Consider the following 19,113-nt stretch of genomic DNA (forward strand, 5'->3'; position numbering starts at 1 on the left):
CTTGTCACGGGTGCAGTCCATTTATGAGAGCGCTCTCACGGCTCGCGAACAAGCGGCCAATCGGAGTAACGACGTCGAACGGTGCAGGTAGCACTGCGTCTCGTTTGGACTTATTTCGCATCCGCGTAGCAGGTCACAGGTACAGCGTTCATCGGAAAACGCACGGCCGTCGCACCGAACAGCAATCGCGTCGCCTCACGTCCGGCGTCCGCGATCGCCTCGATCACGGCGTCCGCGTCCGCACGGGGGCAGTGCACGAGCACCTCGTCGTGCTGGAAGAACACCAGGTGCGCGTCGGCGGGCAAACGATTGCGCAGCACGCCGAGCAACGCCGCCGTCCAGTCCGCCGCGCTGCCCTGCACCACGAAGTTGCGGGTGAACCGGCCCCAGTTCCGCGCCGCCTGCCGCGACGAGCTCGACACCTCACCCGAGTCGTCGGCACCGCCGGTCAGCTCGCGCCACGCCTCCGAGGGCGAGGGGGAGGTGCGGCCGAGCCGGGTGCGCACCATCCGGCCCTGCTCACCGGCCAGCGCCGCGGCCTCCACGTACCCGACGGCCTCGGGAAACCTCTTGCGCAGCACGGCAAGCAGCGGTCCGGCCTCACCGGAGGTGCCGCCGTACATGGCCGACAGCATCGCGATCTTCGCCCGCGGCCGCTCGCCGGAGAACGAGTCCTCTGCCAGCGCGGAGTACAGATCGTCGTCCGTGCACACCTCGATCAGCCGCTGATCCCCTGACAGCGCGGCCAGAATCCGCGGTTCGAGCTGCGAGGCGTCGGCCGCCACCAGACACCAGCCGTCGTCCGCGAGAACGGCTTTCCTCATCATCCGGGGAATCTGCAGCGCCGCGCCACCCCGCGACGCCCAACGCCCGGAAACCACACCACCGACGACGTAATCGGGCCGGAACCGCCCGTCCCGCACCCACGCGTCGAGCCACGTCCAGCCGTGCGCCACCCACAACCGTGCGCGCTCTTTGTAGTCCAGCAACGGTTCCACGGCAGGATGGTCGATCTTCTTCAGCACCCATCGCCGCGCCGACGGCACGTCGATGCCCTCCCGCGCGAACGCCCGCACGATGCTCGCGGGCGCGTCCGGGTTCACCTCGCGGCCGCCGAACGCCTCCCGGATCTGATCCGCCAACGCCTGCAACACCTTCGGCCGCACACCAGGTGCGGTCCGCGGCCCGAGCACCTCCTCGAGAATCTCGTTGTGCACGTCCGCGCGCCACGGCAACCCGTGATGCGTCATCTCCGCCGCCACCAACGCGGACGCGGATTCCGCCGCGATCAGCAGCCCCAGCGCCGGATTCCGTTGCTGTGCCCGGAAAACCAGCGACAACGCGGCCAGCGCGTCGGTGCCGCCCGGCAACAGCACCGGTTCCGGTTCGAACAACGTCAGCTCGACATCTTTCTTGCGATGACCCAGATCGGGAGGCGCGGGCAGTCGCAGTTCGCGCGCCAACGCCGCCGGCAACTCGCGCGGTTCGCGATGCCGCCCGGCAGCGCCGAGCAGCAACGCCTCGGTCAGGTGCACGTCCCAGCACCGGTCGACCCGCACGCCCGCGGCCAGCAACGACGGGTAGGTCTCCGCCGTGTCCGCCCACAGCCACCGCGGCTTGTGGGCGCGCTCCAGCGACGCGACGGCGGAGGCGACGGAAGAGGCCGCCATCGCGGGACCAGCGGGCGTCCCGTCGTCGTGCAGCTTCTGCCACCGGCCCGCGCCGTCCGCTTCGAGGACGAGGGCGACCAGCACGCCTCAGATTGTGCCGCGACGGTCCGACAATTTCAGTGCGGACTGAAACCGGGCAGGCTGCAAACGTTTACCGGACAGGGAACCGGTCGTCAACTCTACGAATCCACCCGAAATTTCGGCACGAAGGGGCATCACCTAGTGGGAGCGCTGCCACAGTGCGGAACTCAAGGAACGCTCACCTTGGGAGAGCTCTCATGACCAACGGCAACGCGGCCACCGGGCTGCGCGACCTCAACGCCGGTATCCCCGACGCTGACCAGCTCAAAGGCGCTGTCTCGGCGGTCTACGACGACGTCGCGTCGTGGTCGCGGACCGGCGACTTCTGGAACTGGGGCATGCACTGCCCCGAACTGCTGAACGAACTCAACGGCCTGCGCCCGAACTTCAACGCGGGCGTCAGCGACACGTTCTCCGAGCAGCTCTACTTCCAGACGCTGCGCGGTCTCCCGTACACGAAGGACGACTTCAGGACCCTCAAGGTGCTCGAAGTCGGCTGCGGCATGGGCGAGGGCCTCAACTTCCTCACCCGTCTCGTCGACCCGGCCCGCGCGGTCGGCCTCGACATCTCCAAGTCCGCGATCAACCGGGCCAACGCGATCCTCGCCCGCGGTGACCGGCTCACCTACGTCGAGGGCGACGCCGAGCGGCTGCCGTTCGAGGACGGGGAGTTCGACCTCGTCATCAACGTCGAGAGCTCGCACAACTACCCGGACGTCGAACGCTTCTTCCACGAGGTCGCGCGCGTGCTCAAGCCCGGCGGCCACTTCTCCATCATCGACGTGTTCGACCCCAGGTCGTCCGTGCGGTTCGGCAAGCTCCAGCAGGAGATCTCCGACTTCGAGTGGATCCACGAGCGCGACGTCACGGAGAACGTGAAGAGCTCGATCCGCCAGCGCATGGCGCCGGGCAGCTTCTTCCGCAAGGAGTACGCCCGCAAGCAGATGCCGCTGCGGGCGCGGATCATCGGCGGGCTCGGCGGCGCGCACTACGCCGGCGCCGACTTCATCGGGCACAAGGACGCCCTGTCGAAGGTGCTGGAGATCGCCCGCATCCGGACGAGGTTCGTCGGCGAGTACGAGAGCTATCGCCACCACCTCGCGCGCCGCGGGTAGCTGTTGGAGGATCTCCAAGCCAGGCAGCAAAGGAGTGAAGGAAAAACGGGAAAAGACCACGATGGTGTGGTCTTGCTACCCCTGGCCTGACCAGCGACCGACTATGAGGCTGTGGACCGAGCACTCAGCGTCGCCGCACTGCTGGACCCCACCCATCAGGTGGTCCCCTTTCACGGCAGAGAGTCCGAACAGAACGCCTTGACGCACTGGCGCGACAGCCCGGTGCCCCAGGCGTCTCTGCTGCTGCACGCCCCAGCAGGCGCGGGTAAAACCAGGCTGCTCCAGCACTTCCTGCTGGAGCACTGGGACGACGACGTCCACGGCAGGCTGCTGCTCATCGACGACGCAGACCGCCTCACCTGGCAGGACGTCTTCGAGCAGCTGCAGGACACGCTCCGGCACGGACCGGCGCGCACGCGGGTGCTGCTGGCGGCGAGGACCACGGGCTGGTGGTGGTCCTCCACCCGCCAGCGCATCGCGGACTTCGACCACGAGGTCACCGACCTGGCGCTCGCCCCGACCGTCGCCGACCGCGCCGAGTCGTTCACGCTGGCCTGCCAGCACTTCGCGAAGCAGCTCAACGTCACCGCGCCCGACGAGCCGCCGCCGAACATCGCCGGCGAGACCGTCCTCGACCTGCACATGGCCGCGCTGGCCGCCGTCCACGGTGATCCGTGCGACGTGAACCGCACTCAGCTCGTCCGGCAGCTCCTCCAGCGCGACGACTGTCCGCGGACGGGCCGGATCGCCGAGGACCACCTCGCCGTCGCCACCCCGGACGACCCCGACCCCGACCTGCTCGCGAGAGCCGCGCACCGCTGGCCGGCGCTGCGGCCCCAGCTCGACCAGCTCATCGCGGACAACCCCGCGATCGCCCGTGACATGGCCCGGGACAGCCTCCGCATCGCCGCCGAGATCGGCTCGTACGCCACCGCGGAAACCCTGGCGCGGCAGGTCTTCCGCGACGAACGGTTCGCCGTCGACGCCATCCCGTCGATGCTCACCGAACGACTCGTCGTGCGCGCCCAGGACACGCTCGAACGCGCCGAGATGTACGGGATGCTCAGCGCCCGCACGATGTTGTGCGGCCTGCGCCAGGAGTCCGTCGAAGCCTCCCAGCTCGAGGTCGAGTGCTATCGCGAGCTCGTCCGGCAGGACCCGGAGAACCGGCCGCTGCTCGCGGACGCGCTGGGAGACCTGGGACTGCGGCTCATCAACGCCCGCAGGCGCGACGAGGTGCTCGCGGTCTCGGAGGAGGCGATCGCGCTCTGGCACGAGATCGCGCTCGACGACCCGGAGACCACCCCGCAGCTCGCGTCCGCGCTGGAGCAGATCAGCTACCGCTACCAGGCGCTCGGCCAGGAGGAGGCGGCGATGACCGCCCTCAGCCGCGCCACCCTGCTCTACCAGGAGCTTGCGAAGAACCACCCCGCGCTGTTCCGCGCAGACTTCGCGCGGGTCGCGGCCGCCATGGCCCGCCGCTACCACGTCGAGGGCGAGACGCAGCACGCGGCGGATTCGATGCAGCTCTCCATCGCGAACTGGCGGGTGCTCGCCCAGGAGGACCCGCGTTTCGAACCCGAGCTCGCCCGCAACCTCGTCGTGGCCGGCACGATGCTCATCGACCTGCGCAGGGCAGAGGCCGCCGGTGAGGCGTTGAAGGAGGCCGTCGACCACTTCCGCCGGCTCGCCGTGGTCAACCCCGAGACGTTCCGCGGCGACCTCGCCGAGGCGCTGATGCGGCACAGCCAGGCGTTGCGCGAGCTGTCGGAGGGCCTGAACGCCAAGCTCACCGCGCAGGAAGCCGTGATGCTCTGGCGGGAGACCGGGGACCGCAAGGGCCTGGGTCACGCCCTGCTCAACGTCGTCCAGGTCGCCAACGACCTCGGTGCGGCCGTGGAAGCCGTGGAGGTGTGGCGGGAACTGGCCGAGAGGGATCTCGTCTGGAACCAGGCCGACCTGGTGATCGCCCTCGCGCACCTCACCGAGCAGCAGCTGCGTCACGATCACGACCACGAGGCGCTGCGCACCGCCGACGAGTGCCTCGACATCTGCCGCCGCCTGCCGTCCCAGCTCGTCGACTTCTTCGGCGCGAAACTGGCTCCCGCACTGCAGTCCACGGCCCGCGCACTGTCCGAATCGGACCATCACGTCCGGGCGCTGCAGATGTCCGAGTTCACCGTCGAGGTCTGTCGTGCGCTGATGGTGAAGACACCGCTCACGGTCTACATCGCGTCCGTCCAGCAGCACGTGTGCCGGCTCCGTGGCGCGGAACGGAAGGAAGAGGCGAGGAACACCGCGCACACGGCCGTTGTGTTGTGGCACATGACAGGGCTGGACCTGGACCAACAGCCCGGCTACGCCGACGCGCTGACGATCTACGGCCGGTTGTGCGCGGAAACCAGGCACGAGCTGGACAACGCACGCCGGCTCACCCACCGCGCGGTGGAGATCCTGCGCGAGGTGGGTGAGCCGGAGAAGCTGGAGCTCGCCTTGGAAACGGTCGAGGTGCTCAGCTGGTCGTGAGCAGCGACCGCATGAAGAACGCGACGTTGGCCGGACGCTCCGCCAGGCGACGCATGAAGTAGCCGTACCACTCGTCGCCGTACGGGACGTACACGCGCATGCGGTTGCCCTCGGCGGCGATGCGGCGCTGCTCCTCGGGCCGGATGCCGTACAGCATCTGGAACTCGTAGGTGTCCTTCGAGCGCGCGGACGCCAGGTCGGCGGCGATCGCGATCAGGCGCGGGTCGTGCGAGGCCACCATCGGGTAGCCGTCACCCTCCATGAGCACCTTCAGGCAACGCACGTACGACAGGTCGACGTCGTGCTTGTCCTGGTACGCAACGGAAGCAGGCTCCTGGTATGCGCCCTTGCACAGCCGCACGCGCGAACCGGAGTACGCGAGGTCGCGGCAGTCCTGCTCGGTGCGCTTGAGGTAGGCCTGCAGCACCGCGCCGACCCACGGGAAGTCCACCCGCAGCTCACGCAGGATGCTCAGCGTGGAGTCCGTGGTGGTGTGGTCTTCCATGTCCAGCGTCACGGTCGTGCCGACGACCGCGGCCGCCGCGCAGATCCGCCGTGCGTTCTCCAGCGCGATCTTCTCGCCGTCCACCGGCAACGACTGGCCGACCGCGGACAGCTTGACCGACACCTCGGCGCCGTTCGTGAGCCCGTACGACTCCAGCTGCGCCAACAACGTCAGGTACGCCTCGACGGTGTCGTTGGCCTGCGACTCCTCGACGGTGTCCTCACCGAGGTGGTCCAGCGTGACCAGACGACCGTCACCGAGCACCTCGGCGGTCGCGCGGATCGCGGAGGAGACGTCGGCACCGGCGACGAATCGCTCGACGACGGGCCGGGTCAGCGGCGTCGACTCGACGAGCTTGCGGGCCCCCGCGCTGCGGGACGCCAGAAGAAGGCTGGAGCGCAACATGGTTCACGTCCTCAGGGTGTGGTTGTGAGTGGTTTCCGCCGCGGGTAGCAGCGGAAACCACTCACGGGTGGGCCGGATCTAGCCCTGGTGCGGGTGGAGGTGGGTGGTGGGCGCCGCGAACGTCTCCTTGATGGAGCGCGGGCTGACCCAGCGGAGCAGGTTGTGGACCGACCCCGCCTTGTCGTTCGTGCCGGACGCGCGCCCGCCGCCGAACGGCTGCTGGCCCACGACGGCACCGGTGGGCTTGTCGTTGACGTAGAAGTTGCCGGCGGCGAACCGCAGCTCTTCCTGCGCGTGCGCCACGGCCGTGCGGTCGCGAGCGATGATCGAACCGGTCAGGCCGTACGGCGCCGCGCTCTCCATCTGCTTGAGCACGGTCAGGTAGTCGGCGTCCTCGAACACGTGGACCGCGAGCACCGGGCCGAAGAACTCAGTGGTGAACACGGAGTTCGTCGGGTCGGAACCGAGCAGCACGGTCGGCCGCACGAAGAAACCGTCCGAGTCGTCCGCGGTACCACCGGCGGCGATCTCCAGCGAGGAGTCCGCCCGCGCGGCCTGCAGCACGCCCGACAGCTTGTCGAACGAACGGCGGTCGATCACCGCGCCACCGAAGTTGGAGAAGTCGGTGACGTCGCCGTAGGTCAGCGCCTCGACCTCGGCCAGGAACTGGTCCTTGATCTGGTTCCACACCGAGCGCGGCACATAGGCGCGCGACGCGGCGGAGCACTTCTGGCCCTGGTACTCGAACGCACCGCGGATCATGGCGACGCGCAGCACGTCGGGGTCGGCCGACGGGTGCGCCAGGATGAAGTCCTTGCCGCCGGTCTCGCCGACGATCCGCGGGTACGAGCGGTAGTTGGCGATGTTCGCGCCGACCTGCCCCCACAGCTTCTGGAACGTCGGCGTGGAGCCGGTGAAGTGAATTCCCGCGAGGTCGGGGGAGTTCAGCGCCACCTCGGACACGGCCAGGCCGTCACCGGGCAGCAGGTTGATCACGCCGGGCGGCAGGCCGGCCTCTTCCAGCAGCCGCATGGTGAGGTGCGCGCCGAACGACTGGGTCGGCGACGGCTTCCACAGCACCACGTTGCCCATCAGCGCGGGCGCGGTCGGCAGGTTGCCGGCGATGGCGGTGAAGTTGAACGGCGTGATCGCGTAGACGAAGCCCTCGAGCGGGCGGTGGTCGGTGCGGTTCCACACGCCGGGGGAGGAGATCGGCTGCTCGGCCAGCAGGTTGCGGGCGAACTGCACGTTGAAGCGCCAGAAGTCGATCAGCTCGCACGCGGCGTCGATCTCGGCCTGGATCGCGGTCTTCGATTGGCCGAGCATCGTGGCGGCGTTGAGCGTCGAACGCCACGGGCCGGCCAGCAGGTCGGCGGCACGCAGCAGGATGGCCGCGCGGTCGTCGAACGACATCGCGCGCCACGCCGGGGCCGCCTCGCGGGCAGCGGCCAGTGCGTCGACCGTGTCCTGCTGGGTCGCGCCGGCCAGGGTGCCGAGCACGGAGCGGTGGTTGTGCGGCTGGACGACGTCGATCCGCTCGCCGCCACCCATGCGCTGTTCGCCACCGATGGTCAGGGTGAGCTCGAGCGGCTCCTTCTGCAGCTCCGCCAGCTTCGCCTGCAGTTCGGCGCGCTCCGGGGTACCGGGGGCGTACTGCAGGACCGGCTCGTTGACCGGGGCGGGAACCTGGGTGACCGCGTCCACTCGCAACTCCTCCTCTAGTCGGTGCCTGAACCGTAAGTCCGCGCAGGTCACCACCCGTTGTGCAACTGGCCAAGATTCATCAGGTCAGATGTACGATCGGACAGTTATGAGCCTCCGGCACATCCTGATCGCGCTCGGCGATCCCCTCGTCGAACTGCAGGTCGCCCCCAACGGCCTGGAGGTCGACGTGCGCGATGTCGTGATCATGGATCCGGACGACCCGCCGGACGTCGCGGCGGGCGACCTCGCCCTGCTCATCGGCGCACGAGGCCGGGCCGCACTGCCGCTGATCAGGGCCGCCGGCCGGGCGAAAGCCGCCGCGGTGGCGGTCAAGGAGTCGTCCCAGGCGCTCGAACAGGCGGCGGTGGACGCGGGCGTGGCGTTGCTCGAAGTCCGGCCAGAGGTCCGCTGGGGACACCTGGAGTCGCTGGCCAAGGGCGTGCTGACGACCACGACCGACGACGGCGAGGTGCTCGGCGACCTGTTCGCGCTCGCGCAAACGATTGCGACGCTGACCGGCGGGATCGTCAGCATCGAGGACACCGCGAGCCGCGTGCTCGCCTACTCCCGGTCGTCCGACGAGGTCGACGAACTGCGCCGGCTCTCCATCCTCGGCCGTCAGGGGCCCGAGCCGTACCTGAAGATGCTGCGCGAGTGGGGTGTCTACAACCTGCTCCGCTCGTCGGAGGAAGTTGTGCGGATCGACGAACGTCCCGAGCTCGGCATCCGTCGCCGCATCGCCGTCGGCATCCACGCGGGTGCGCAGCCGCTCGGCACGATCTGGGTGCAGCAGGGCGACCAGCCGTTGACCGAGCAGGCCGAACGGGCGTTGCTCGGTGCCGCCCGCGTCACCGCCCCGCACCTGATCCAGCAGCGCAACCAGCCCACGTCGAGGTTCCGCGAGAACCTCCTCGCCGCGCTGCTGACCGGCCGCATGGACGCGGTGACGGTCGCCGGCCAGATCGGCGCCGACCCGCGCAAACCCGCCGCGGTCGTGGTGTTCGCGTTGCGTGGCGGCGAGGGTGACCGCAGCGAACACGAACTCCGCCGCGCCGAGATGACCGGCCTGATCTCCGTGCACGCCGCGGCCTATCGGCGCAGCGCACTGGTCAGCGAGTCCGGCGGCCGCACCTACGTGTTGTTGCCGGACCTCGCCCCGAACGCCCAACTCCTGAACCTGACCCGGGAAATCGTCACCACGGCCCGACGCCACCTGCACACGTCGGTGCAGGCCGCCGTCGGCTCCACGGTGTCCACTTTGGACGAAGTGCGGATCTCCCGGCAGGAAGCCGAACGCGTGCTGGACGCGATGGCCCGCGACCTCGACGCCGAGGTGGCGACGCTCGCCGACGTTCGTTCACAAGTGCTGGTGAGCGAGATCTTGGCGTTGCTCCAGGACAATCCCCGGATCCGCGATCCCCGGATCGACGCGCTCGACCCGGAGCTCGCGAAGTCGTTGCTGGCCTACCTGGACGCGCTGGGGGACGTGCGCGCCGCCGCGGAACGGCTGCACGTCCACCCGAACACGTTGCGGTACCGGCTGAAGCGGGCCAGGGAGAACGGTGACGGCCTGGATCTGGACGACCCGCTCGTCCGGCTGATCGCCCAGCTTCAGCTCAGGATGCGGTAGAGCAACGCTCGTTCCGCGATCGTCCACGTGGTCGTGGTGAGCAGGTACAGCCCGGCGGCCAGCGGCAGGTACGCGGCCACCAGGATCGTGCCGAACGGCAGCACCTTGATGAGCCCGTTCATGAATCCCGGCGTGGGCGTCGGTGACGGGTTCGCGGCCATCCGCGACTGCTGCCAGCGCACGGTGAGGTACGCGACGGCGGCCAGCAGGCCGAACAGCACGAAGAACACCCACTCAAAACTGCTCATGAAATGAGCACTTAGCGGAACCCCGAAAATCGACCCCGCCAGAAGTGGGTTGGGGGTCGTGACGACCTGGTACATGACCATGAAGAACGGCATCGTCGCGAGCATCGGCAGCATGCCGGCGAACATCGAAACGCCGTTCTTCTTGTAGACCTTCTGCGACTCCTCGGAGAGCCGCATCAGGTCCTTGCCGTACTTCTTCTGCAGTTTCTGGATCTCCGGGGCGAGCTTGGCCTTGGCCTTCTCGCCGCGCACGGCGGCACGGGCCAGCGGATGCAGCATCAGCCGCACGGCCATGGTGAACACGATGATGGCGAGCGCGGGCATGCCGAAGCTCGCCAGGGCGGCGCCCAGGTCAGCGAACAAGGGTTGGTTCTCCGTATCGAGTTGGGAAGAGCGGGACGTGACTGACCGAGTCAGAACGTCCGGCATCCCGGTGCTCGAGGACGGGGTTTCCCTGCGGCGTCAGGGTTTCGCAGCCGCAGCTGGGCCGATCGTTGAGCGCGTTCCCTGATCGCGAGCGACCGCGCCGGTGCCACCGACAGCGGCACCAGCGCGACGACGACCATCAACGCGAGGGCGAGCGCGGTCACGGCCGCGACGACCTCGGTCGGGGAGGAGAACAACGTGAAGGCGTAGAGGGCAGGCAGGAAGACCGCGAGCACCAACAACGCTCGCTGTTTGGTCTCCGGCCGCCACATGCCTCGCAGGTTACCTGTTCTCGGGCACCGCGGTCTCGAGAACGTGACCAGCCTCGTCGTAGAGCGTGACGAGCTTCGCCTTCGCGTCGGACGGCCACCACGTGACCGCCCAGCCCTTGTCGAGCAGCACGGGCACCTTCCTGCCGTCCGCGGTGTCCAGGCGGGCGGTGTGCGCGTCGGGACGGACCCGTCCGTACGCCATGCCTGTGGGCTTTCCCTCGACGGTGTCGCCCTGGTAGGCCACGAGCCTCGTGTCCCCGCTGCCTCGGGGGGATTCGCTGTCGCCGACCCAGGACTCCCCTTCGAACATGCAGAACCACATGGTCTCTCGACCGGTCAGCAGGACGAGGACTACGTTCCCGCGCCGGTCGACGACCGAGGAGCTCACCTCGCCAGGGCCCGGCCAAGGCATTCTCAACATGCTGAGGGCCGTCTGGCACCGGTCGACGGCTGCGGCGTCGGTGAGCCCGGGCGGCGTGGGCGACATCCACCACACCGCACCGATCGCCACCGCTGCCGCCAACCCTGTCGCGGGCACGGCGAGGCGCCACCCACGGCGCGCAGGCCGTTGACCGATCTCGTAGAGCAGCGCGTGCTTGCGGGCCTGCACGCGGATCGGGTCGACTTGCGGGATCTCGGGCGTGATGTTCACCGGACCTCCTCCACGCTGTGTTCGTTCAGGGTGGCTGCCTCACGCAAGGTGCGCTGGGCGCGGGCCAGCCGGGACTTCACCGTGCCGACGGGAATGCCGAGCACGTCGGCGATCTGGGCGTGGGTCAGGTCTGACCACGCCGCCATCTCCAGCACCTCGCGGTCCTTGCGCGGCAGTTTCGACAGCTCCTCGATCACTGCCCTGGTCCGTGTTTCCGCGTCCACCTTCCGCGCCACGTCGTCCGCGTGATCGCCGTGGGCTTCGGCCGGTGGCACCCGGTTCAACGCGGCTCGGTACCGCGTTCGGGATCTTCGGTGGTTGCGGGTGACCCCGAGCGCGACGCCGTACAACCACGGCAACAACGACCCCTCAACCGTCACTGTCGTGCGTTTGCGCCACGTTTCCAGGAACACGACGGACATCAGGTCTTCGGCGACCGCCCAGATCCCGGTGCGTCTCAGGCAGTACGTGAAGACGGCCTGCGAATGCCGTTCGAACAGCTCACCGAACGCCTCTCCGTTCCCGTCGCGGACCAGTTCCCAGAGTTCTTCGTCGGTCACAGTTCCTCCCCTCTGCACCGTCTATGTCCGCAGGAGGAGGCGCGGTTCACGACTCGACCAGGCCTGGCCGGTCCGGGTGGTCGTAGCGGACGAAGAGGTCCGCCACCGGTTCGTAGTCGTCGAAGGCGGGCAGCGTCCACTGTTCGGTGGTCTTGCGCTCGAGGGCGCCGGGGGAGAGCCACAGGTGCACGGTCAGTTCGGCCGGCAGCCAGCGATCCAGCAGGAGGGTGCCGTCGACGATCACCACGCCGTTGTCGGGCACGTCGACGTACTCGGCGCGGCTGGCCCTGTCCGTCGCCGCGTTCCACAGCGACGGCAGCACCTTGCCGTCCAGCGCGGGGTCGAGCACCTCGCGCTGGAGGCCGCCCAGATCGAACCAGTCGTGGCGGTGCGAGTACGGGTCGGTGCGGCCGTGTTCCAGCCGCACCGACGCCGGTCGCAGGAAGTCCTCCGTGGACACTCGCTGCACCGCACGACCCAAGGCGCGCAACGGTTCCACCACGGCGTCCGCGAGCTTGCCCGGCGCGGCCGCGGGTGCGCCGTCGATCAGCACCCGCACCCGGCCGTCCAGCGCGCTGACGCGGGAGACGATCTCGGCGACGAGCGTGTCGAACGTGAGCGGTCGAACTTTCACTGCCACACCGTCGACGGCTGCCAGTTCGCCCAGGCCGTGTCCCACCAGATCTCGCCGGACGCCAGCATCTTCTCGATCTTGAGGCCCTCTGCCCTGATCGCCTCTGCCTCGTCCGCCGTGTACTTGCCCGACGCGACCTGCTCCTCGAACTCGTCGAGGTCGCGCTGCTCCCAGGTGCCGTCCGGCGCGAGGGTGTAGTCCAGCGCGTGGTCGAGGGTCTCGAACCCGTCCTCGACGCGGCGGTAGGGCGCCTGCAGGTTCAGGTAGTAGTTGCCGAACACCCGGTCGTCGCCCTTCCAGAACAGGTCGACCGAGTAGGCGTCCTGCGGGCGGTGCAGCATCAGCTTGCCGTGGCCCCGCCAGAAGCCGCGTTCCGGCTTGTCCCACGGGTGCGGGTGGTGGTGGTCGGGGTAGGTGAGCCGGGTGCCCGGCTCCACGAACACCGCGAGCAGTCCCGGCTCGTCCACGATCACCCTGGTCGGCATCTCCGACCAGACCTTGCCGTGCAGCACCTCACGCCGCACCACGACCTCACCCGGCGTGAACAACCTCATGCGCTGAATTTACGTGATCACGGTGGGCGGCGTCCTCGGCCAGCATCTTCCGCTTCAGGGCGGGCACGGCGTTGGTCACGCGCAGGAACGTCCGCAGGAACGCCAGCACGATCCGGCCGATCACGGGCTTGTGGATCGCGCCGTTGCCGTCCATCTGCTCGCGTGACGCCAGCACGGCCTCGAAGCCGTACTTGACCATCTCCTGCTCGTATTCGGAGATCGCCTGCACGGCATTCTTGCCCTGGTGGGCCTCGGTCAGCTTGCGGCACAACAACTCCGCGTCGCGCAGGGCGGTGTTGGCGCCGATCCCGCGGCCGGGCGTCATGAGGTGCACCGAGTCGCCGATCAACGTGACGTTGCTCGACTTCCACGGCTCCAGCGGCTCTGACGTGCGGACCTTGATCTGGAACACCGTCCCGGGGTCGCCGCGCCGGAAGAGCTCCCGCAGGTTCGGGTGGACCTTCGGCGTCAGGTCCAGCACGACCTGCTTGAGCTGTTCCTGGCTCATGCCCTCCATGTCCGGGAACTTGTCGTGCGAGGCCGCGTAGCCCCACATGATGTAGTCGTCCTCGACGCCTTCGCCCTCGAAGCGCATCACGTGGATGATCACGAACGCGCCCTTCGGCCCGTACAGCAGCGTGACGGCGCCGTCGGCCAGTGGTGGCAGCAGCTTCACGTTCTCCGGCGTCAGCGGCAGCTTGGCGGCGATCGACGTGATGCCGGTGTCCGCGATCTTCGCGTGCGGCAGGTATTGCTTGCGCACCTTGGACTGCGCGCCGTCCGCGCCGACCAGCACGTCACCGGTCTCGGACGTGCCGTCGTCGAAGAACGCGGTGACCGTGCCGTCGTCGTTGCGGCTGAAGTGCGTGAAGGTCTTGTCGAACTGGACGACGTTCTCCAGGCCGTTGAGCAACGCCGTGCGCATCGCGATGCGGCTCACGGACCTCTCGGCCCTGGTCTCGTCCGTGGCCGGCGGCAGGTCGCCGACCAGCAGTTCCTTGTACTTCTCGGTCCGCATGTTGATCCGCACCGGCGGCTTGGCGGTGGTGCGGACGAACTCAGCGAACACGTCCGGCGGTAAGCAGCTGTGCAGCGCTTTGCTGCCGTCCGGGCTGATCCCGACCCGGTAGCCGATCAACATGCTGCGCGGCGTGCGGTCGCGTTCGAACAACGCCACGTCCACGCCGGCCTTCTTCAGCCCGTGCGCCAGGCACAGGCCACCGGTCCCCGCTCCGATGATGAGTACGCGCATAACAGCCCCCTCAACTAAGTCTCTTAGTTGAGAAGATATTCAGTTGCTGAGACTCTTGTCAACGGTGGCTAGTCGTCGCTGTCGAGTCTCCTCAGGCGGGCGGTGGCGATGGCGCGCCGAACGTCGTCCGGCGGAAGCAGCCTGACCAGCTGTTCCAGTGCCTCGACGTCGTGTTCGCCGGAGTCGGTCTGGGTGAACGTCCACAGCGCGTTCGCGTCTCCGCGAGACAGGACGGCCTTGCGCACGCCCGTCGCGAGGTCGTCCCGCTCGTTGCGCACGACGGGTGCTTCGGAGCGGCGCAGCAGGGAGCCGCGGTAGCGGGAGGCGGCCAGTGGCACGTCGCCGTTCCGCAGTGCGGTCCGCACGGCGAGGAAGTCGGCCTCGACGTCGGCGGTCAGCCGGTAGGGCCGGGTCGCCAGCACGTCGGGGCCCAGCTGGGCGCGCAGCCGGTGCAGCTCGGCGCGCACGGTCGTCGGGTTGCCGCGCTCGCCGTAGAGCCGCAGTGCCAGCTGGTCGGCGGACAGCCTGCCGTCCAGCGTCAGCGCGCCGAGGATCTCCGCGTGCCGCAACGAGATCGGCACCTCGCGTCCGTCCAGCACGACCTTGGGCTCCGGCAGCAGGAACGACAGCGACAACACGCTTCGCCGGACGTGGCGTTGCCGGGGCACGCGCAGCAGATAACCCTGGGCGAGCGGTTCCAGCACCGCCTCGCGGCCGTCCGGCAGCAGCACCCGGTCGCTGGAGACGTCGACGCGCGACGGCAGCAGTCCGTACGGCTCGACCGCGACGACGCGTCCGGTCGGGCTGAGCAGCGCGCCGGGCTCGCCGCGCAACGCCATCAGGTGCCGCATGTTGCGTGCCCGCAGCTCCTCGTCCTGGGCGTGCATCCTGGCGAGCATCTCCGACTCGGCGAGCCGGGCCGACGCCGAGACCAATGCCACCATCGAGGGATGGACGGTCTCGATCGGGCCACTGAGGTCGACGACGCCGATCGTCGTGCCGGTGTCCGGGTCGCGGATCGGGCTCGCCGCGCACGTCCAGTGGTGGTAGGTCCGCACCAGGTGCTCGGCCGAGTGGACCGTGACGGCGGAGTTCACCGCCAGCGCGGTACCCATCCCGTTCGTTCCCGCCGCATCCTCTGACCAGCGCGTTCCCTCCGCGAGGCCGACGTCCTCGGCGCTGCCGCGGGTCTCGTGGGAGCCCTCGCACCACAGGATGTGGCCCTGCGCGTCCGCGACGATCATGATGTGCCCTGCCTCCTCCGCGAAGCCCAGCAGGGTCTCGCGCAGCATCGGCAGGCTCGGGTGCAGTGGATGCCGTTCGCGCAGGTCGGAGAGTTCGTCGGCGGCGAAGACCGTGGGCGCGGTGTGCAGGTCCGGATCGACGTTGGCGGCGAGTGACCGTTGCCACGACGCGGAAATCACCGAGCGTGGCGAATTCACCGTGCGAGTACCACTCAACACGGCGTCTCTTACGCGACTCAGCAACAGTGCGTGTTGCCCGGGTTCGTGGGTCACTGATCCGTCCGCGGCTTGCAACGAGCATGCAACGTTCTGCTGGCTACTTTCTCATTTCCCCCGCTCCAGCCCTTCAGCAGGCCGTCCGAAACAGTGCCGTCCAAACAGTGGAGTCCAGAATGACGCAGTACGCGGCACCGGGTCAGCCCGGCAGCGTGGTCGCGTACCGGCAGAGGTACGACCACTTCATCGGCGGCGACTACGTGTCGCCCGTGTCCGGTGAGTACGTCGAGAACGTCACGCCGGTGACCGGTGAGGTGTTCACAGAGGTCGCGCGCGGCACTGATGCCGACCGGGCGCGTGCTCTGCACGCTGCCAGCGGCGCCGCACGGGCGTGGGGAAGCACCACGGCACGAGAGCGCGCCACGGTCCTGTGCGAGATCGCGGACCGGGTGGAGGAGCACGCGACCGAGCTCGCGGTCGCCGAGACGTGGGACAACGGCAAGCCCGTCCGCGAGGCACTGGTCGCCGACGTGCCGCTGCTGATCGAGCAGTTCCGCCAGTTCGCCGCGGTCATCCGCACCGAGGTGGGCGAGGTCGAGCAGCTCGGCCGCGACACCTGCGACTACCGCTCGTTCCAGCCGCTCGGCGTGGTGCACCAGCGCCTGTCGTGGACGTTCCCGCTGATGAACGCCGGTCGCGTGCTGGCTCCCGCGCTGGCCGCGGGCAACGCCGTGGTGCTGGAGCCCGCCCTGCAGACGCCGGCGTCGATCCACGTGCTGCTCGGCGTGATCGCGGACCTGCTGCCGCCCGGCGTGGTGAACGTGGTCACCGGCACCGACGACCACCCGGTCGTCTCCGGCCGCTGCCCCAACATCTTCTTCTCGGACGTCACCGCGCAACGCGACAGCTTCCTGGACAAGGCGCTGGAAGGCTTCGCGATGTTCGCGGCCAACCAGGGCGAGATCACCACGGCCCCGTCGCGCGCGCTGATCCAGACCGCCGTCTACGAGGAACTGCTGCACCTGGCGACGGAGCGGACGCGGCAGCTCCGCACGGGCGACCCGCTCGACACCGACACGATGGTCGGCGCTGTCGTCAGTCTTGCGCAACGCGATCGCGTTCTTGCGTACGTGGAGCGCGGCAAGGCCGAGGGCGCGCGCCTGGTGACCGGAGGCGAGGCCTCCGGCCACTACGTCCAGCCCACGATCTTCGAAGGTGATCACCGTTCCGCGGTGTTCGCCGACGACGTGCTGGGCCCGGTCGTCTCGGTGACCAGGTTCGACGACCGCGACGACGCGGTGAAGATCGCGAACGAGGCCACCGCCCAGCTCGGCGCCGGCATCTGGAGCCGCGACGTCGCGCGGGCGCACAACGTCGGCCACGACCTGCGCGCCGAGCGGGTGTGGGTCAACAACTACTACGCGTACCCGGCGAACACCGCCGTGCTCGCCGAGTACCGCCGCGTGAAGCACCTGCTGGTCAGCTACTCCGACCGCGGGCAGGGCTACTTCTAAGAGCTACCTGCTCCGGGAGCTACCCGTTCTAAGAGCTACCTGCTCCGGGAGCTACCCGTTCTGAGAGCTACCTGTTCTGGGAGCTACCGAATGGTCACTTCTTCCACGGCACCTGCGTGCTCGCGTAGAAGTTGACGCCCTGGACCTTCCAGCGTGGTCCCTGCGCGCCCAGCCGCGGGGCGAACGTGTCCCAGTTGTGGACGCTCGCCGGCGCCCAGCCGAGTTCCGCGGCCACGGCGAGGCGTGGGAACGCCATCTGCTCGATGTCGGAGGAGGTCTTCAAGGTCTCCGTCCACAGTGGAGCCTCAACTCCCCGGACGCTGGCTTCTGTCACGCCGTTGAGGTAGGCGCCGGGGTTCCAGCTGTAGGAGTCCTTGACCTCGACGAGACCGGCCCAGTCCAGACCGAGCTTGGTGTTCTTGTTGTACTTCATGTCCAGGTAGATCCGGTTCGCCGGCGACATCAGCACCTTGTTGCCGCGCTGGGCCGCCGCGGCCACGTTGGCGTCGGTGCGCGTGGTGCCCCAGAACTGCGGGATCACCGCGGTGTCCTTGGTGGTCTTGACGAACTCGTGCCAGCCCACCGTGGTCTTGCCGTACTTCTTGACGATCGGCAGCACGCGGTTCATGAACTTCACGTAGTCCGCGTCCGGCGTGCTCAGAGCCTCGTCACCACCGATGTGGAAGTACGGGCCGGGAGTGATCGCCGAGACCTCCTTGACCACGTCCTCGATGAACTTGTACGTGATCTCCTTGCTGATGCAGAGGGAGGAGAAGCCGACGTCGGTGCCGGTGTACAGCGGTCGCTTCTTGCCGTCGCAGTTCAACTCGGCGTAGCTCGCCTGCGCCGCGTTGGTGTGGCCGGGCATGTCGAACTCGGGGATGACCGTGATACCCCGGCTCGCCGCGTGCGCGACCAGGTCCTTGTACTGGTCCTGGGTGTAGAACAGCTGCCCCTTGCGGCCGCCGACCTCAGTGCTGCCACCGATCTTGGTGAGCTCGGGCCAGCTCTTGATCTCCAGCCGCCAGCCCTGGTCGTCGCTCAGGTGCAGGTGGAAGTAGTTGATCTTGAACGCGGCGATCTGGTCGATGTAGCGCTTGACCTGGTCCGGCGTGAAGAAGTGCCGGCTGACGTCGAGCATCGCGCCGCGGTGCTGGTATCTCGGGTAGTCGAGGATGCTGGCGCCGGGGACCGTCCATGGGCCTTGTTGCTTGGTCTTCGCCTCGGCCTTGGGTGGGAGGAGCTGGCGGAGGGTGGCGATGCCGTTGAAGTGGCCCTGGGTGGTGTTGGCCCGGATGACCACTTGCTGTGGCGTGACGTCCAGTTGGTAGCCCTCTGGGCCCACCTTCTGGTCGGCGCCGGGTGCTAGGACGATGCCGTTGCCGCCTACCTCGGTGGTGATGGGGAGGGCGAAGCCGGTCGAGGGGCGCAGGATGTCGGCCAGGAGTTCTGCTGGTTGCTTGGCCGTGTCCGCGGCTTGCTGGATCTTGGCGGATGCGGTGAGGGTGAAGGTGATGTCTGGGCGGGGTTGGATTTGGGCTGGTTGGGGGACCAGTTCCTGTAGTGAGGTCGCAGCTTCTGCTGTTCCGGTCACCAGTACTCCTGATCCGGCCAATACCAGCGCCGTGAGTGCTGCACGCACTCTGCGAGATGTCACGCCATCCTCCAGGGCAAGGGGGGACCTTGTGGTGGCGGCGTAAGGGCTCACGGTTTCAGGGTGTGGGTTTGGCTGTCAAGGTTTAGACCAATTGGGGCGCGAGTTTTGAGGGTGGTCGCCTTGCGGGTGGCGGGTTCCTGTTGCGTGCGTTTCCTGGGGGCGCTGCCCCCAGACCCCCGCCAATCTGATCTGGGGGTGCCTTCGCCGTGCGTGGGTTGATGGCACGCCTGTTGCGTTGGGCGGAGTTG

The 19,113-nt window shown here is 68.5% G+C and carries 16 protein-coding genes; 4 read left to right on the forward strand and 12 right to left on the reverse strand.

Annotated elements, in window-relative coordinates; translation table 11 throughout:
* Nucleotides 1-110 precede the first annotated feature (110 nt).
* Nucleotides 111-1,751 carry a bifunctional 3'-5' exonuclease/DNA polymerase gene (locus ACWGE0_RS40525; RefSeq protein WP_452266202.1) on the reverse strand — a complete coding sequence of 547 codons (1,641 nt, stop codon included), beginning with the start codon at nucleotides 1,749-1,751 and terminating at the stop codon, nucleotides 111-113.
* 197 nt (nucleotides 1,752-1,948) lie between these two features.
* Here ACWGE0_RS40525 and ACWGE0_RS40530 point away from each other — a divergent pair, with 197 nt between their 5' ends.
* Complete coding sequence (locus ACWGE0_RS40530) at nucleotides 1,949-2,866, forward strand: methyltransferase domain-containing protein (protein WP_452266185.1); 918 nt, start codon at nucleotides 1,949-1,951, stop codon at nucleotides 2,864-2,866.
* Nucleotides 2,867-2,977: 111 nt separating this feature from the next.
* A complete protein-coding gene (locus tag ACWGE0_RS40535) occupies nucleotides 2,978-5,392 on the forward strand; it encodes a hypothetical protein (RefSeq protein ID WP_452266186.1) in 2,415 nt (804 codons plus the stop codon).
* On the opposite strand, the gene ACWGE0_RS40540 is transcribed toward ACWGE0_RS40535, so the two are convergent.
* Together ACWGE0_RS40540 and pruA are read right to left on the reverse strand one after the other, a co-directional pair.
* Nucleotides 5,379-6,302 (reverse strand): proline dehydrogenase family protein, encoded by a 924-nt coding sequence (locus ACWGE0_RS40540; RefSeq protein ID WP_452266187.1) that lies wholly within the window; start codon nucleotides 6,300-6,302, stop codon nucleotides 5,379-5,381. The two genes, ACWGE0_RS40535 and ACWGE0_RS40540, sit on opposite strands and share 14 nt — an antisense overlap.
* 78 nt (nucleotides 6,303-6,380) lie before the next feature.
* Nucleotides 6,381-8,006 (reverse strand): L-glutamate gamma-semialdehyde dehydrogenase, encoded by a 1,626-nt coding sequence (gene pruA, locus ACWGE0_RS40545; RefSeq protein WP_452266188.1) that lies wholly within the window; start codon nucleotides 8,004-8,006, stop codon nucleotides 6,381-6,383.
* Nucleotides 8,007-8,112: 106 nt separating this feature from the next.
* Between pruA and ACWGE0_RS40550 the strand changes: the two genes are divergently transcribed.
* Nucleotides 8,113-9,636: a PucR family transcriptional regulator gene (locus ACWGE0_RS40550; protein WP_452266189.1), complete on the forward strand. Its 1,524-nt coding sequence runs from the start codon at nucleotides 8,113-8,115 to the stop codon at nucleotides 9,634-9,636.
* Here ACWGE0_RS40550 and ACWGE0_RS40555 read toward each other — a convergent pair.
* From ACWGE0_RS40555 to ACWGE0_RS40590, 8 genes are all read right to left on the reverse strand, one after another.
* Nucleotides 9,618-10,247 carry a YidC/Oxa1 family membrane protein insertase gene (locus tag ACWGE0_RS40555; protein WP_452266190.1) on the reverse strand — a complete coding sequence of 210 codons (630 nt, stop codon included), beginning with the start codon at nucleotides 10,245-10,247 and terminating at the stop codon, nucleotides 9,618-9,620. The two genes, ACWGE0_RS40550 and ACWGE0_RS40555, sit on opposite strands and share 19 nt — an antisense overlap.
* Before the next feature lie 50 nt (nucleotides 10,248-10,297).
* On the reverse strand, nucleotides 10,298-10,582 hold the full coding sequence (locus tag ACWGE0_RS40560) for a DUF6412 domain-containing protein (protein WP_452266191.1): 285 nt from the start codon (nucleotides 10,580-10,582) through the stop codon (nucleotides 10,298-10,300).
* A gap of 10 nt (nucleotides 10,583-10,592) precedes the next feature.
* Nucleotides 10,593-11,234, reverse strand: a complete 642-nt coding sequence (locus ACWGE0_RS40565; protein WP_452266192.1) for a hypothetical protein — start codon at nucleotides 11,232-11,234, stop codon at nucleotides 10,593-10,595.
* On the reverse strand, nucleotides 11,231-11,794 hold the full coding sequence (locus tag ACWGE0_RS40570; RefSeq protein ID WP_452266193.1) for an RNA polymerase sigma factor: 564 nt from the start codon (nucleotides 11,792-11,794) through the stop codon (nucleotides 11,231-11,233). Before ACWGE0_RS40570 ends, ACWGE0_RS40565 begins: the two co-directional genes overlap by 4 nt.
* A 46-nt stretch (nucleotides 11,795-11,840) precedes the next feature.
* Entirely contained in the window at nucleotides 11,841-12,428 is a 588-nt protein-coding gene (locus tag ACWGE0_RS40575) for a uridine kinase (protein ID WP_452266194.1), read from the reverse strand.
* On the reverse strand, nucleotides 12,425-12,982 hold the full coding sequence (locus ACWGE0_RS40580; RefSeq protein WP_452266195.1) for a DUF402 domain-containing protein: 558 nt from the start codon (nucleotides 12,980-12,982) through the stop codon (nucleotides 12,425-12,427). Before ACWGE0_RS40580 ends, ACWGE0_RS40575 begins: the two co-directional genes overlap by 4 nt.
* A complete protein-coding gene (locus tag ACWGE0_RS40585) occupies nucleotides 12,960-14,234 on the reverse strand; it encodes an FAD-dependent oxidoreductase (protein ID WP_452266196.1) in 1,275 nt (424 codons plus the stop codon). The genes ACWGE0_RS40580 and ACWGE0_RS40585 overlap by 23 nt, the downstream gene beginning before the upstream one ends.
* Before the next feature lie 68 nt (nucleotides 14,235-14,302).
* Entirely contained in the window at nucleotides 14,303-15,676 is a 1,374-nt protein-coding gene (locus tag ACWGE0_RS40590) for a GAF domain-containing protein (RefSeq protein ID WP_452266197.1), read from the reverse strand.
* A gap of 194 nt (nucleotides 15,677-15,870) precedes the next feature.
* Between ACWGE0_RS40590 and ACWGE0_RS40595 the strand changes: the two genes are divergently transcribed.
* The gene (locus ACWGE0_RS40595) at nucleotides 15,871-17,208 is read left to right on the forward strand and encodes an aldehyde dehydrogenase family protein (RefSeq protein ID WP_452266198.1); all 1,338 of its coding nucleotides are present in this window, start codon (nucleotides 15,871-15,873) and stop codon (nucleotides 17,206-17,208) included.
* Nucleotides 17,209-17,302: 94 nt separating this feature from the next.
* Here ACWGE0_RS40595 and ACWGE0_RS40600 read toward each other — a convergent pair whose 3' ends face one another.
* Nucleotides 17,303-18,802, reverse strand: a complete 1,500-nt coding sequence (locus tag ACWGE0_RS40600) for a beta-N-acetylhexosaminidase (RefSeq protein WP_452266199.1) — start codon at nucleotides 18,800-18,802, stop codon at nucleotides 17,303-17,305.
* Nucleotides 18,803-19,113: the final 311 nt, after the last annotated feature.

Source organism: Lentzea sp. NPDC054927 (genome assembly GCF_053610285.1).